Consider the following 13,689-nt stretch of genomic DNA (forward strand, 5'->3'; position numbering starts at 1 on the left):
CGAGTCGCTTCTTCGCAGATTGGAAGGATGTCAGCGGGGAGTTAACGCCGGCTTACCGCGAAGGGTTAACAGCCTCACGGTGTCCGCTTGCGAATGCCTCGCCCAGCAAGGCCAGCAACCGTTCGGCGACCGCCTCGGGCGGCTTGAGCGAATCAGGGTCCTCGCCCGGATAGGCGCGCGCGCGCATCGCCGTGCGCGTCGCGCCGGGATTGACGATCGCGACACGCACGTTCGAGACCTTTTCGGTCTCCTGCGCGTAGCAGGCAAGCAGGACGTCGAAAGCGGCCTTGGTCGCGCCGTAAGCGCCCCAGAAGGCGCGCGGGTTCGCGCCGACGCCGCTGGTGATGCCGATCACGCGCGCGTTCGCGCTGGCGCGCAGCAGCTTGTCGAAATTGGCGATCAGCGATTGCGTTGCCAGCACATTGGTGGTGAGCGCGCGGTTGAACGCCTTCTGGTCGATGTCCGCGACCGAAGTCAGTTCGGGCAGGACCGCGGCGTTGATGACGAGGACGTCGAGCTTTTCCCAGCGCTGCGCGACGGCGGTGGCAAGGCGGGCAATGCCGTCGGGCTCGGTCAGGTCGACTGGTGCGATCGTCGCCGAGCCGCCCGCTTCGAAGATCGTCTGTTCGACCCGCTCCAGCGCCTTGGCGTCGCGCGCGGTGAGCACGACGTGCGCGCCCGCGCCGGCCAGCGCGATCGCGGTCGCCGCGCCAATGCCGCGGCTCGCGCCGGTCACCAGCGCGATCTGGCCCACAAGGTCGGTCATTCAGGCGACCTTGTGGACGGGAAGCGTCAGCAGGTCGTGCGATTCGCGATCGGCATTGTCGGTGAGGCTCGTCGGATAGTCGCTGGTGAAGCAGGCGTCGCAGAACTGCGGACACTTCCCGTTGCGTCCGGCCTCGCCAACCGCGCGGTAGAGCCCGTCGATCGAGACGAAAGCGAGGCTGTCGGCCTTGATGAACTCGGCCATGGCCTTGGTGTCCATCGTCGCGGCGAGCAGCTTCGAGCGTTCGGGCGTGTCGACGCCGTAGAAGCACGAGTTGGTGGTCGGCGGGCTGGCGACGCGGAAATGGACTTCGGCCGCGCCGGCATCGCGCATCATCTCGACGATCTTCTTGGAGGTCGTGCCGCGCACGATCGAATCGTCGATCAGCACGATCCGCTTGCCCTCGACCATGGCGCGGTTGGCGTTGTGCTTGCGCTTGACGTCCGCGTGGCGCGCGCCCTCCGAGGGCTGGATGAAGGTTCGCCCGACATAGTGCGAGCGGATGATGCCCAGTTCGAAGGGCACGCCCGATTCGTGCGCATAGCCGATCGCGGCGGGCATGCCGCTGTCGGGCACGGGGATCACCACGTCCGCCTCGGTGTGGCATTCCTTGGCGAGCTCGACGCCGATCTGCTTGCGCACCGCGTAGACCGAGCGGCCGTCCATCACCGAATCGGGACGGCTGAAATAGACGTGCTCGAAAATGCACGGACGCGCGCTGACGTTGCCGAACGGGCGGTGGCTCGAGACGGTGCCGTTGTGGTCGACCTGGACCATTTCGCCCGGATCGATAGAGCGGATGAACTCGGCGCCGATCACGTCGAACGCGACGCTTTCGCTGGCGAAGACCACCGCGTCGCCCAGCCGGCCCATCACCAGCGGGCGGATGCCGAGCGGGTCGCGGCAGGCGATGATGCCGTTCTCGGTCATGCAGATCAGCGAGTAGGCGCCCTCGACCATGCGCAGCGCGTCGACGAAACGGTCGAGCAGGGTGGGATAGCGGCTCGTCGCGACGAGGTGGATGATCACCTCGGTGTCCGAGGTCGACTGGAAGATCGCGCCCTGGCGGACCAGCTCGCGCTTGAGCGTCATCGCGTTCGAGATGTTGCCGTTGTGCGCGATCGAGAAGCCGCCCGAGGCGAGGTCGGCGAACAGCGGCTGGACATTGCGCAGTCCCGCGCCGCCGGTGGTCGAATAGCGCACGTGGCCCGAGGCCATGGCGCCGGGCTGGACATTGGCGAGCTCGGGCCCGCTGAACACGCTGGCGACGTGGCCAAGGCCGCGCTGGGCGTAGAATTCCTTGCCGTCGAACGTCACGATGCCGCAGGCCTCCTGCCCGCGGTGCTGAAGCGCATGAAGCCCCAGCGCAGTGACGTTGACCGCGCTTTCGGCGCCGATGACGCCGAAAATACCGCATTCCTCGCGCAGCTTGTCGCCGTCGAGATCAAGAAAAGGATGAGTGAGATTCATCGAAATCGTCCGGACCCGGGAGCGCTTCTTACGACGGCGCATGTGGCCCGAGAGGTGCCGGAAAGCAAGGGCCCGGATGGGAAAGCGGTCCGAATTGCCGAAGTTTGTTGCCGTTTTGTGATGCTGCCTGGGCCAGCCGGGCGCCCGTCGCGGAATGTGGAGGCCGCCTCGCTTGCCAGTTGGCTTCGCGGGCCCTAACGCCGACCCGACCACAATTCACGGGCCTTTCGCTTGATCCTTTCTCCCTTCGAATGGACCATCGCCAAGCGCTACATGCTTCCGGGCAAGGGCGAGGCGTTCATCGCGCTGGTCGCGGGCATCAGCCTCGTCGCGGTGATGCTCGGCGTCGCCGCGCTCGTCATCGTCATGAGCGTGATGAACGGTTTCCGCGCCGAGCTGTTCGACAAGATCACCGGGTTGAACGGCCATGCCATCATCCAGGCCTACGGCGGCCGGCTCGACGACTGGCGCGACGTGCTCAAGGACGTGCAGCGCACGCCCCATGTCACCCACGCCTCGCCGCTGATCGAGCAGCCGCTGCTGGCGAGCTTCAACGGCCGCGTCGAGGCGATCCTGGTGCGGGGCAACACCAAGCAGGACATCGACGAGCTCAAATCCAAGGTGCTCGCGGGCGACATGGACCGGCTCTCGCCGGGCACCGACAACGTCGCGATCGGCTCGCAGCTCGCGCAGAACCTCGGCGCGCGGGTCGGCGATACGATCACGGTGATCAACCCGGCCGGCCGCGCGACGCCGTTCGGCACGGTGCCGCGACAGATCGCCTATACCGTCGCCGCGATCTTCGAGATCGGCGTCTACGACTACGATCAGGCCTTCGTGGTCATGCCGATGCAGGACGCGCAGACTCTGCTGCTTTCGGGCGACACCATCGGCATGATCGAGGTGACCACCGACGACCCCGACCGGGTCGACACGATCCTCGCCCCGCTCACCCAGAAGCTGGCGGGTAAGGCGATCGTGAGCGACTGGAAGAAGATCAACGCCTCGCTGTTCGAGGCGCTGGCGGTCGAGCGCGTGGCGATGTTCGTGGTGCTCTCGATCATCGTGCTGGTCGCGGTGTTCAACATCCTGTCCTCGTTGATCATGCTGGTGCGCGCCAAGACGCGCGACATCGCGATCCTGCGCACGATGGGGGCGACGCGGCGTTCGCTGCTAAAGATCTTCGTGACAACCGGCTTCCTGATCGGCGCGCTGGGCACCGTGGCGGGCGTGGCGCTTGGCTTCGTGTTCCTCTATTTCCGCCAGCCGATCGTGCGCGGGGTGGAACTGCTGACCGGACAGAACCTGTGGGACCCTTCGATCCGCTTCCTCACCGAGCTGCCAAGCCGGCCCGATCCGGTCGAGATCGTGACGATCTGCGTGCTCGCGCTCGTCCTCAGCTTCGTGGCGACGCTCTACCCGGCCTTCAAGGCGGCGAGCACCGATCCGGTACAGGTGCTGCGCTATGAGTAATCCGATCGTGCGCATCACCGGCCTGACGCGCAGCTTCGCGCAGGGCGGCGTTACCATCGACGTGCTGCGCGGCGTCGATCTGGTCATCGAGCCGGGCGAGATCGTCGCGCTGCTCGGGCCCTCGGGCTCGGGCAAGTCGACCATGCTTCAGGCGATCGGCCTGCTCGAGGGCGGTTTCGGCGGCAAAATCGAGATCGCGGGGACTGACGCTTCGCGGCTGGGCAAGGACCAGCGCGCGGCGATGCGGCGCGATCACATCGGCTTCGTCTACCAGTTTCATCACCTGCTGCCCGATTTCAACGCGATTGAAAACGTCGTGCTGCCACAGCTCGTCGCCGGGACGAGGCGCGAGGAGGCCGAGGCGCGCGCGCGCGAACTGCTCGGCGCGCTCGGCCTCGGCCAGCGGCTCGAACACCGGCCCAGCCAGCTTTCGGGCGGCGAGCAGCAGCGCGTGGCGGTGGCGCGCGCGCTCGCCAACAAGCCGCAGCTCGTGCTCGCCGACGAGCCCACCGGCAACCTCGACGAAGCGACCGCCGACCGGGTGTTCGGGCAGTTTCTCGAACTGGTGCGCGGGGAGGGCAGCGCCGCGCTGGTCGCGACACACAACGAACGGCTCGGCGCGCTGATGGATCGGGTCGCGCGGCTGCACGACGGCGTGCTCGACCAGGCAAACGGGCGCGATTAGGACTGGCCAGACGGTCATTCGATCCCCATCTCGGGGGTCAGGTCAAGAGGCGAAAAAGGAGCGGGACATGAGCAGCAATCCGACCACCTATCACGGCGAACCGGGCGATTCCGTGTTCGACTGGAACGATTCGGCCGAATTGCAGCGGCGCGGGGATTCGGGCGTGTTGCGCCAGTTCTCGACCGTGCGCCGGGGCACCGTGGCCGAACTCATCGAGTTCGTGATGGACCTGCCCGAGGACGAGCAGGCGAACTACGCGATCCAGAAGAGCGGCGATGCCCGCTTCGAGGTCGGCGCGATCCGCGCGATGGCGCGGCGCTCGGACTTTCCCAAGGCCTGAGACGGGCCGCGCGGTGACGAGCATCGCCGATTTCAAGGTCGCGCGTCCCGACGGGACCACGCTCGACCTGGGCGAAAAGGCGGGCAAGGTCCTGCTGATCGTCAACACCGCGAGCAAATGCGGGTTCACGCCGCAGTACGAGGGGCTCGAGGCGCTCTGGCGCAAGTACCGCGATCGCGGCTTCGAGGTGCTGGCCTTCCCGTGCAACCAGTTCGGCAAGCAGGAGCCCGGCTCGGCGGACGAGATCGCCGAGTTCTGCGACGCCAACTTCGGCGTCAGCTTCCCGCTTCTCGCCAAGATCGAGGTTAACGGCGACAAGGCCGATCCGCTCTACGACTGGCTCAAGGCCGAGGCGCCGGGACTGATGGGAACCAAGGCGATCAAGTGGAACTTCACCAAGTTCCTGATCGGCCGCGACGGCAGCGTCGTGCGCCGCTATGCGCCCACCGACAAGCCCGCCGCCATCGAAAAGGATATCGAGGCGCTGCTCTAGCGCTTGCAGGGCACGCGGACGCGCCGATGCGGGCAAGCCGGCGGTTGCCGCTTGCCCGCAAGGGCGCGACCCTGTTCGCTTCGATTCAGGCGGGCTGCTCGAAGCTCTTGGTGAGCATGACGAGCGCGGGATCGAGGGCGAGCGGCTCGGCGACGAAGCCGCATTCCTGCTCGAGCGCGATCGCCGCCGTGTTGGCGCGGTCCTCGATCGAGATCACGCGGCGCACGCCCCGGCGGTGCGCTTCGTCGGCGAGCTTTTCGAGCATCGCCCAGCCCACGCCCTTGCCGCGGAAGTCGGCGCGCACCGAGACCGCGACTTCGGCGGTCTCGAATTTTTCATCGCACACGAGCTGTCCGGTCGCGACCAGCTTGCCTTCGCCGGTCTCGAACGCGAGGAAGCTCTCCGAGCGCAAGTGGTCGACATGGACCAGCGGCTCGACCTGGGCATGGCCGAGGTGGTCGGCCGCCTCCAGGAAGCGGAAGCGCCGGTCGTCTTCGCTAACCTGCTTGAAGAAACGGATGAGCTGCAATTCGTCGAAGTCCGTGGCGGGCCTGATCTGCAGTTCGATGCCGGACCGGGTTGCGAGCTGTACGGGAGCACTGACGGTTGCCATGACGCATCTCCTTTGTTGGAACGAGCGTCTCACCAATGCTGGACGCTTTCCTTGATCGAGGACAAGGATCGCCGTCTTTTTCGTTGCAGGCCGCGCGGGTCCGCCGCGTCTAGCTGACCACGCCGATCTTGCGCATGACGCGCCAGCCCAGCGATTTGCCCCGATTGCTCACGGGCCAGCGCCCGGGCGCGGCGGGGCGGATGCCCAGCCGCCGCAACATGCCGTTGAGCGCGCGCGCGTCGGATTCGGCAAAGCTCCATTCCGAACGCCAGGTGATCGAAAGCGAGATCGAGGGAGTCGGGCCGCTGCGCACGAAGTGCGGCGCCATCACCGGCACGAAGACCGCTTCGCCGGGACCGATCGCGAAGTCCCTGCCGCCCGCCAGCAGTTCCTCGCGCCACGGCAGTTCGCGCGCGCCGCCCTTGTGGTAGACCTCATGCATCTCGTCGGCGGCGTAGGCCGGATCGCCCGCGGGAAACTGCGTCATCGTCTTCGAGCCGCGGATCTGGAGCAGGATGTTGTGCTCGGGATCGAAGTGATAGGGCGTGACCCCGCCCGGCGACGTGACGAAGATGAAGCCCTGCGTCTTGAGCATGCGCCCGGTCCGCGCTTCGATGACCGGCCGCAGTTCGTCGAGCAGGTCCGCAAGCAACCGGGCATATTCGGAATTCTGCTCGATGTTCTTGAGCACCGCCCAGCTTCCGCTCTCGCCGATCGTGCGGATCGTCTCGCCGATCGGGATGCCTGTCGGCGCCGGCTTGCCCTCGATGCCGATGGGCTGGTCGGAGGCGTTGTATTCGATCGAGGCCTCGGGCAATGTCTCGGCGAACCGGGCAAGGGCTTCGAGTTCGAGCAGCGGGTGGTCGAGCAGCCCGTGCGCGAGCTTGTGCGGCACTTCGGGATAGGCCTCGGCGAAGGCGCTGCGGGACTCCTGGGAAAAAACGCTCATTATTTCCCTTTCTGACGGGGGCGCGCGGTTTCACGGCGCGCCAGATGATGGAAGGCGGTGCGGCGCAGCGCTCCGCCGATGGCGACCGAGACGCGGCCGATCTCGCGGCGTTCGCGCCAGAAGTGGTCGATCATCGGGTGATCCTCCGCCGCGCAACTGTCACTCCAGGCGATGTCCGGGTTTTCGAGCACCGCGAGGTTCTCGCGCTGGAGCAGGACGCCCGGCGAGAAGCGCGCGAAGCTCTCGTCGAACGCGGTCTTGAACGAGAAGGCGCCCGGCGGCGTCAGGAAGGTGGCGAGCATGGCGATCGGGCGGCCAGCGCTGCGGATCGTCAGCCGTTCGAGCCGGTCGCCGCGCGCCGCGCCGGACAGGCTGTCGCGAAACAGGCTCTCGGTCTCGCGGGCGCAGGACAACGCCGAGCCGGCCTTGCCCTTCCAGCCCGCCGCCTCGAGCGCGAGGAACGCGTCGAGCCACGCGCCAAGCCCGGCCTCGCCGCGCTCGCGCTCGACCGTGAGTTCGCCTTCCTCGGCAAGCCGCTTGGTCTGGCGCCGCAGTTCCTTGCGCTTCTTGCCCGAAAGCGAGCTCTCCAGATAGGCCTCGGGCGACAGGTCGGAGGTGAGCATCGCGCGCGCCTCGCGGTGGACCACCGCCAGTTCGCGCCCCTCGCGCGCCGCCGTCCCGGCGAGCGCGCCATAGAGGGGTCCGTCGAGAGGCAGCGCGCGCAGATGGAGGAACAGGGCTGTGCCCGCATGCGCGTCGGCCCAGGGCAGGACGGCCTGCCAGAAGGCCTCCTCGCTGCCTCTGGCGACGAGCGGCGCCCCGCAGAACGCGTTGGCATGGACCCAGCTCGCGATGTTGGGGATCGGCCAGCGGTAATAGCGCGGCATGCGCACGATCGGCAGGAGACCGGCCAGCCGCTCGCCCTGCTCGAAGCGAAGCACCGAAACCGGGAGGTCGCGCGCAAGGTGTTCGAGCGATGGCAGCAGGTACCAGCTTTCGAAGAACGGGTTGGGCTCGCTGGCGTCGCGGGCGAGGGCATCCCACGCCGCGACTTCGGCGCCAAGGCTTCGCCAGTCGACGCGATCCAGACGCACGCCCTCGACACGGCGGCGCGCATGCGGCGGCGCCACTGGCGATCCGGCAGTCCGGTCGGGTAAGCTGGCCAATGCGTTAACCTTCGCATTTCAGGCGTCTGGTGCCTGGCGGCCGCTTCTAGCGACTCGAATTCAAGGAAATCCTAACGCGGCCGTGATCGGGCGGCTCCATTGCGAAAAGGGCCCCCGCCGGCGGTCCGGCGGAGGCCCTCGACTGTCGCGGGTACGACTGATCAGCCCGCCGCGAGCGCCGCCAGCAGCAGCAGCGCGACGATGTTGGTGATCTTGATCATCGGGTTCACCGCGGGGCCTGCGGTATCCTTGTAGGGATCGCCGACGGTATCGCCGGTCACGGCGGCCTTGTGCGCTTCCGAGCCCTTGCCGCCGTGGTTGCCGTCCTCGATATACTTCTTGGCGTTGTCCCAGGCGCCGCCGCCTGCCGTCATCGACAGCGCGACGAAAAGCCCGCCGACGATCACGCCGAGCAGCAGCGCGCCGAGCGCGGCGAAGCCGTTCGCGGTTCCCCCGACCAGCGAAATCACGAAATAGACCACGATCGGCGCGAGCACCGGCAGCAGCGAGGGCACGATCATTTCCTTGATCGCAGCCTTGGTCACGAGATCGACCGTCTTGGCGTAGTTGGGCTTGCTGGTGCCGGCCATGATGCCGGGGTCGGCGGCGAACTGGTCGCGCACGTCCTTGACGACGTCGCCAGCGGCGCGGCCCACCGCGGTCATGCCCATCGCGCCGAACAGATAGGGCAGCAGCGCGCCGAGCAGCAGCCCGACGATCACGTAGGGGTTCTCGAGGCTGAAATCGACCGCGATGTCCGGGAAGAACTCGCGCAAGTCGGTGGTGTAGGCGGCGAAGAGCACCAGCGCGGCGAGCCCCGCCGAGCCGATCGCGTAGCCCTTGGTGACCGCCTTGGTGGTGTTGCCCACCGCGTCGAGCAGGTCGGTCTTCTCGCGCACGCTGTCGTCGAGGCCCGCCATCTCGGCGATGCCGCCGGCGTTGTCGGTGACCGGGCCATAGGCGTCGAGCGCGACGACCATGCCCGCCAGCGCCAGCATCGCCGTCGCCGCGTAGGCGATGCCGATCAGCCCCGCGAGCTGGTAGGCGATGACGATGCCCGCGACGATCACGAGCGTGGGCAGCGCGGTCGATTCGAGGCTGATCGCGAGGCCCTGGATCACGTTGGTGCCGTGGCCTGTCTCCGACGCCTTGGCGATCGAGCGGACCGGGCGGAAGCCCGTGCCGGTATAGTACTCGGTGATCCAGATGATCAGCCCGGTGATGACGAGGCCGAGCAGCGCGCACCAGAACAGGTCCATGCCGGTAAAGCCGCCGAGCGCGGCGCCCAGTTGCGTGCCCATGTCGCCCAGCGCGTAGCTGATCGCCCACCAGATCGCGGGAACGGCGAGTATGGCGGAGACGAGGAAGCCCTTGTACATCGCGCCCATCACGTTCGTGCCGCCGCCGAGGCGCACGAAATAGGTGCCGATGATCGAAGTGACGATGCACACACCGCCGATCAGCAGCGGCAGCGCCATGAGGTTGGGAAGCAGGTCGCCCGCGCCCTTCAGCAGCAGCGCGGTGAGCACCATGGTCGCGCCCACGGTGACGACGTAGGTCTCGAACAGGTCGGCGGCCATGCCGGCGCAGTCGCCGACGTTGTCGCCCACGTTGTCGGCGATGACCGCCGGGTTGCGCGGGTCGTCCTCGGGAATGCCCGCCTCGACCTTGCCGACGAGGTCGGCGCCGACGTCGGCCGCCTTGGTGAAGATGCCGCCGCCCAATCGCGCGAAGATCGAAATCAGCGAGGCGCCGAAGGCGAGGGCGGTGAGGGCCTCGACCACAGTGCGGTCGGTGCCGCCCACGCCGTAGCCGGCGGGGCCGGTGAGGTACCAGTAGAACACCGCGATCGCGAGCAGCGCGAGGCCCGCCACCAGCATGCCGGTGATCGCGCCCGCGCGGAAGGCGAGCGTGAGCCCGGCTTGCAGGCCCGTCTGCGCGGCGGCGGCGGTGCGCACGTTCGAGCGCACCGAGATGTTCATACCGATGAACCCGGCGACTCCCGAGAGGATCGCGCCGATGACGAAGCCGGTCGCCGAGATCGCGCCGAGCGTCACCGCGATGATCACCGCGACGACGACGCCGACCACGCCGATGGTGGTGTATTGCCGCTTGAGATAGGCCTGCGCGCCTTCCTGGATGGCGCCCGCGATTTGCTGCATCGTCTCGTTTCCGGCGGGAGATCCCAGCACTTGCCTGCTGGTGACGAATCCGTAAACGACGGCCGCCAGACCGAGAATTATTGCGATCGTGATCAGATTCACGTTTCGCCCCCTCCTGTTCTTATTTCGATTGCGGCGGCCTTTTTTGACCGCTCGACTCAACTGGCTATCGACTAGCTATAGGGCTGGCAAGTCCAATCGCGGGCGCGTCTCTTGCTTGAAAGCGCCTAGTGTTCGTAGCCGAGCCCGGCCTCGCCCGCGTCCACTCCGTCGAGCAGCAGCCGCGCGGGGCCGGGCGGAAGTGCCGCGCCGATGCGGACCGCCGCGATGGGCGGTTCGTGGCCCGGAGGCAGTGCGAAGAGCAGCGCATAGTCATCGCCCCAGCGCAGTGCCTCGTCGCGGCGTGCTTCGGGCGCGGCGATCGGCACGCGGGCGGCATCGATCGCGATCGTCACGCCGCTGGCGTGCGCCATGCGCCGCGCGTCGATCAGCAGCCCGTCGGAGACATCCATCATCGCGGAGACGTGCGGCGCGAGCGCGCGCCCCTCGGCGACGAGCGCTTCCGGCCGGCGATAGGCGCGGCTGTCGGCGCCGGTGCCGTCGCGCAGCGCCTCGAAGCCGATCATCGCGGCGCCGACGGCGCCGGTGATCCACAGCGCGTCGCCCACGCGCATGCCGGCACGCGAGGGGACGGGGCGGTGGGTGGCGCGCCCGATCGCGGTGAGGCCGAGCACTTGCGGCCCGCCGCCGCCCACGGTGTCGCCGCCGAGCAGCGGCGCGCCAAAGTGGTCGATCGCCTCTTCGAGACCTTCGAGGAAGCGCGTGTCGTCGCGGCCCAGCTTGTAGCCGAGCAGCACGCCCACCGGTTCGGCGCCCTTGGCCGCAAGGTCCGAGATGTTGGTCGCGACGAGCTTCCAGGCGACGTCCGCGGGGTCCTGCCCGGCGAGATAGTGCGTCCCCTCGACCATCGCGTCGTGGGTGAGGACAAGTGCCTCGCCGCCGAACTCGAGCACCGCGGCGTCGTCGGCCAGCCCGCGCGCGGCGGGATCGCGGGTGAGGCGGCGCAGGGTTTCGATGAAGGCGGATTCGGTCGACATCGCGTCGGACATGCCGGTCCGGCGCGGGCCTGTCCAGCGGCCGGACGGCGCTATCGGACGGCCTTGCCCACCGCGTCGAGCACGCCGTTGACGAACTTTGCCTCGCGCTCGTCGAAGAACGCGTGGGCAACGTCGAGATACTCGCTGATCGCGGCGCCGGTCGGCACGTCGGGCCGGGCGAGCAGCTCGTAGGCTCCGGCACGCAGGATCTGGAGCATGGTGCGGTCGAGCCGCTCGATCGACCAGCCCTGTGCCAGCTTCGACGTCAGGAGCGCGTCGATCTCGTCGCGCCGGGCGATCACGCCCTTCACCACGTCGTCGAAGAAGGCGACCTCGGCCTTGGCGTACTGGTCCTCGTCGATCTCGGCACCGAGCCTGTGGCGGTGGAATTCGTCGAGCAGCGACGCGACCGGAGTGTTCTCCATGGCGTGCTGGTAGAGCGCCTGGACCGCGGCGAGCCGCGCGGCGGCGCGGGCCTTGCTGCGTGCCTTCATGGTTCTAACCTCACTGAAATGCTGCGGGCGTGGGCGGGCAGTCCCTCGGCCCCCGCCAGCGCGACGGCGGCGGGGCCGATCTCGCGCAACGACGCCTCGTCGAGCTGAATGAAACTGGTGCGCTTCATGAAGTCGAGCACCGAAAGTCCCGACGAGAAGCGCGCGCGCCGCCCGGTCGGCAGCACGTGGTTGGGCCCGGCGACATAGTCGCCCACGGCCTCTGGCGTGTGGCGGCCGAGGAACACGCTGCCCGCGTGGCGGATGCGCGCGAACAGCGCCTCGGGATCGTCGGTCGCGATCTCGACGTGCTCGGCGGCGATCGCGTTGGCGAGGGCAGGGGCCTCGTCGAGGCTCGCCACCTCGATGATCACGCCATGCGCCTTCCAGCTCGCCTCGGCGACCCTCTGGGTCGAGAGCATCGCGGCCTCGACGCCGATGCGGTCGGCGACGCTGTCGGCGAAGACCGGATCGTCGGTGATGAGGATCGACTGCGAGGTGGGATCGTGCTCGGCCTGGCTGAGCAGGTCGGCGGCGATCCAGTCACAGTTGTTCCGGCCGTCGGCGATGACGAGGATCTCGCTGGGACCGGCCACCATGTCGATGCCGACCACGCCGTAAAGCTGGCGCTTGGCCTCGGCGACCCAGGCATTGCCCGGGCCGGTGATGACGTCGACCGGCGTGATCCGCCCGGTGCCGTAAGCGAGCGCGGCGATGGCATGGGCGCCGCCGATGCGCCAGATCTCGTCGATCCCGGCGATATGCGCGGCCGCGAGCACGAGCGGGTTCACCGCTCCGGCGGGCGTCGGCGTGACCACCACCAGCCGCTCCACCCCGGCGACCTTGGCGGGGATCGCGTTCATCAGCAGCGAGGAGGGATAGGCCGCGCGTCCGCCCGGCACGTAGAGCCCTGCGGCGTCGACCGGCGTCCACTTCGCGCCGAGCCGCACCCCAGCTTCGTCGGTATCGTCGCGGTCCGCGGGCTTTTGCGCCTCGTGATAGGCGCGGATGCGCGCGGCGGCGAGTTCGAGCGCGTCGCGAAGCGTGCTGTCGAGCGCGTCATAAGCGGCGCGGCAGGCGCTCTGCTCGATCCGCCAGGCGTTGTCGCCCGAAAGATCATGGCCGTCGAAGCGCCGCGTCAACTCGGCGAGCGCCTCGTCGCCGCGCGCGCGCACGTCGGCGATGATCCGCGCGACGTCGTTGGCGACTTCGATGTCGCTTTCTCGCCGGCCCTGGACGAGGCGGCGGAAGGCCTTCTCGAAGCCGGGATCGCTGGACGAGAGCCGCAGCATCAGGCCGCGACCTCTTTTTCGGCGACCAGTGCGCGGAAGCGTTCGACCAGCGCGCCGACGCGCTCGTCGGTCTTGAGCGCGGCGCGATTGACGATCAGCCGCGCGGAGATGTCGAGAATGCGCGCGGTCTCGACGAGGCCGTTTTCCTTGAGCGTGCGTCCGGTCGAGACGAGATCGACGATGCGCGTCGAAAGGCCGAGCATGGGGGCCAGTTCCATAGCGCCGTTGAGCTTCACCACTTCGGCCTGGATGCCAAGGCCCTCGAAGTGGCGGCGCGTGAGATTGGGATACTTGCTCGCGATCCTCAGGTGGCTCGGCAGCGTTTCGCCCGCCTCGCCGACGGGCTGGGCGACCGACAGGCGGCAGTGGCCGATGTCGAGATCGACCGGCGCGTAGAGATCGGAATAGGCGAATTCCTCGACCACGTCCGATCCGACGATGCCGACTTGCGCCGCGCCGTGCGCGACGAACGTCGCGACGTCGAAGGCGCGCACGCGGATCAGCCGCATGTCCGAGCCTTCGCAGGCGAACGAGAGCGCGCGCGACTTCTTGTCGTGGAACTCCGCGTCCGGTACGACGCCGGCGCGCGCCATCAGCGGCAACGCCTCGTCGAGAATGCGCCCCTTGGGCACGGCGAAGGTCAGCGGATTGGGCATGGTCGCGGCCAATTAGGGTGTGACGCGCGAAAGGGC

Annotated in this window: 14 protein-coding genes; 4 read left to right on the top strand and 10 right to left on the bottom strand. The window is 68.2% G+C overall.

Annotated features, from left to right (window positions below; translation table 11 throughout):
* Nucleotides 1-52: 52 nt before the first annotated feature.
* On the bottom strand, nt 53-766 hold the full coding sequence (locus B2G71_RS07355; protein ID WP_098105098.1) for an SDR family NAD(P)-dependent oxidoreductase: 714 nt from the start codon (nt 764-766) through the stop codon (nt 53-55).
* Nucleotides 767-2,236 carry an amidophosphoribosyltransferase gene (gene purF / locus B2G71_RS07360; RefSeq protein ID WP_098105099.1) on the bottom strand — a complete coding sequence of 490 codons (1,470 nt, stop codon included), beginning with the start codon at nt 2,234-2,236 and terminating at the stop codon, nt 767-769.
* 231 nt (nt 2,237-2,467) lie between these two features.
* Here purF and B2G71_RS07365 point away from each other — a divergent pair, with 231 nt between their 5' ends.
* The 4 genes from B2G71_RS07365 to B2G71_RS07380 all read left to right on the top strand — a co-directional run bounded on the left by B2G71_RS07365 (nt 2,468) and on the right by B2G71_RS07380 (nt 5,227).
* Complete coding sequence (locus B2G71_RS07365; protein WP_098105100.1) at nt 2,468-3,709, top strand: lipoprotein-releasing ABC transporter permease subunit; 1,242 nt, start codon at nt 2,468-2,470, stop codon at nt 3,707-3,709.
* Nucleotides 3,702-4,394 carry an ABC transporter ATP-binding protein gene (locus B2G71_RS07370; protein ID WP_098105101.1) on the top strand — a complete coding sequence of 231 codons (693 nt, stop codon included), beginning with the start codon at nt 3,702-3,704 and terminating at the stop codon, nt 4,392-4,394. The genes B2G71_RS07365 and B2G71_RS07370 overlap by 8 nt, the downstream gene beginning before the upstream one ends.
* A 67-nt stretch (nt 4,395-4,461) precedes the next feature.
* Nucleotides 4,462-4,734: a hypothetical protein gene (locus B2G71_RS07375; protein ID WP_098105102.1), complete on the top strand. Its 273-nt coding sequence runs from the start codon at nt 4,462-4,464 to the stop codon at nt 4,732-4,734.
* Nucleotides 4,735-4,747: 13 nt separating this feature from the next.
* The gene (locus tag B2G71_RS07380) at nt 4,748-5,227 is read left to right on the top strand and encodes a glutathione peroxidase (RefSeq protein WP_276306911.1); all 480 of its coding nucleotides are present in this window, start codon (nt 4,748-4,750) and stop codon (nt 5,225-5,227) included.
* 85 nt (nt 5,228-5,312) lie between these two features.
* Here the strand turns inward: B2G71_RS07380 and B2G71_RS07385 are convergent, their stop codons facing one another.
* The 8 genes from B2G71_RS07385 to hisG form a co-directional block, all read right to left on the bottom strand.
* Nucleotides 5,313-5,840, bottom strand: a complete 528-nt coding sequence (locus B2G71_RS07385; RefSeq protein WP_098105104.1) for a GNAT family N-acetyltransferase — start codon at nt 5,838-5,840, stop codon at nt 5,313-5,315.
* Nucleotides 5,841-5,949: 109 nt separating this feature from the next.
* Complete coding sequence (locus B2G71_RS07390; protein ID WP_098105105.1) at nt 5,950-6,789, bottom strand: transcriptional regulator; 840 nt, start codon at nt 6,787-6,789, stop codon at nt 5,950-5,952.
* Nucleotides 6,789-7,919: a GNAT family N-acetyltransferase gene (locus B2G71_RS07395; RefSeq protein WP_240530041.1), complete on the bottom strand. Its 1,131-nt coding sequence runs from the start codon at nt 7,917-7,919 to the stop codon at nt 6,789-6,791. Before B2G71_RS07395 ends, B2G71_RS07390 begins: the two co-directional genes overlap by 1 nt.
* 197 nt (nt 7,920-8,116) lie before the next feature.
* Nucleotides 8,117-10,219 carry a sodium-translocating pyrophosphatase gene (locus B2G71_RS07400; protein WP_098105107.1) on the bottom strand — a complete coding sequence of 701 codons (2,103 nt, stop codon included), beginning with the start codon at nt 10,217-10,219 and terminating at the stop codon, nt 8,117-8,119.
* A gap of 125 nt (nt 10,220-10,344) precedes the next feature.
* Nucleotides 10,345-11,226, bottom strand: a complete 882-nt coding sequence (gene thiL, locus B2G71_RS07405; protein WP_240530042.1) for a thiamine-phosphate kinase — start codon at nt 11,224-11,226, stop codon at nt 10,345-10,347.
* Between the two features lie 38 nt (nt 11,227-11,264).
* A complete protein-coding gene (nusB, locus tag B2G71_RS07410) occupies nt 11,265-11,708 on the bottom strand; it encodes a transcription antitermination factor NusB (protein WP_098105108.1) in 444 nt (147 codons plus the stop codon).
* A complete protein-coding gene (gene hisD / locus B2G71_RS07415) occupies nt 11,705-12,997 on the bottom strand; it encodes a histidinol dehydrogenase (protein WP_098105109.1) in 1,293 nt (430 codons plus the stop codon). The genes nusB and hisD overlap by 4 nt, the downstream gene beginning before the upstream one ends.
* The gene (gene hisG, locus B2G71_RS07420; RefSeq protein ID WP_098105285.1) at nt 12,997-13,653 is read right to left on the bottom strand and encodes an ATP phosphoribosyltransferase; all 657 of its coding nucleotides are present in this window, start codon (nt 13,651-13,653) and stop codon (nt 12,997-12,999) included. The genes hisD and hisG overlap by 1 nt, the downstream gene beginning before the upstream one ends.
* Nucleotides 13,654-13,689: the final 36 nt, after the last annotated feature.

Origin of the sequence: Novosphingobium sp. PC22D (genome assembly GCF_002556635.1) — a bacterium.
Lineage (GTDB): Bacteria > Pseudomonadota > Alphaproteobacteria > Sphingomonadales > Sphingomonadaceae > Novosphingobium.

Bases quoted from the DNA above. Each gene is read 5' to 3' on its own strand.
- B2G71_RS07390 (WP_098105105.1), bottom strand. From the start codon at position 6,789: ATGAGCGTTTTTTCCCAGGAGTCCCGCAGCGCCTTCGCCGAGGCCTAT.
- hisG (WP_098105285.1), bottom strand. From the start codon at position 13,653: ATGCCCAATCCGCTGACCTTCGCCGTGCCCAAGGGGCGCATTCTCGAC.
- purF (WP_098105099.1), bottom strand. From the start codon at position 2,236: ATGAATCTCACTCATCCTTTTCTTGATCTCGACGGCGACAAGCTGCGC.
- B2G71_RS07355 (WP_098105098.1), bottom strand. From the start codon at position 766: ATGACCGACCTTGTGGGCCAGATCGCGCTGGTGACCGGCGCGAGCCGC.
- B2G71_RS07385 (WP_098105104.1), bottom strand. From the start codon at position 5,840: ATGGCAACCGTCAGTGCTCCCGTACAGCTCGCAACCCGGTCCGGCATC.
- hisD (WP_098105109.1), bottom strand. From the start codon at position 12,997: ATGCTGCGGCTCTCGTCCAGCGATCCCGGCTTCGAGAAGGCCTTCCGC.
- B2G71_RS07370 (WP_098105101.1), top strand. From the start codon at position 3,702: ATGAGTAATCCGATCGTGCGCATCACCGGCCTGACGCGCAGCTTCGCG.
- thiL (WP_240530042.1), bottom strand. From the start codon at position 11,226: ATGTCCGACGCGATGTCGACCGAATCCGCCTTCATCGAAACCCTGCGC.
- nusB (WP_098105108.1), bottom strand. From the start codon at position 11,708: ATGAAGGCACGCAGCAAGGCCCGCGCCGCCGCGCGGCTCGCCGCGGTC.
- B2G71_RS07375 (WP_098105102.1), top strand. From the start codon at position 4,462: ATGAGCAGCAATCCGACCACCTATCACGGCGAACCGGGCGATTCCGTG.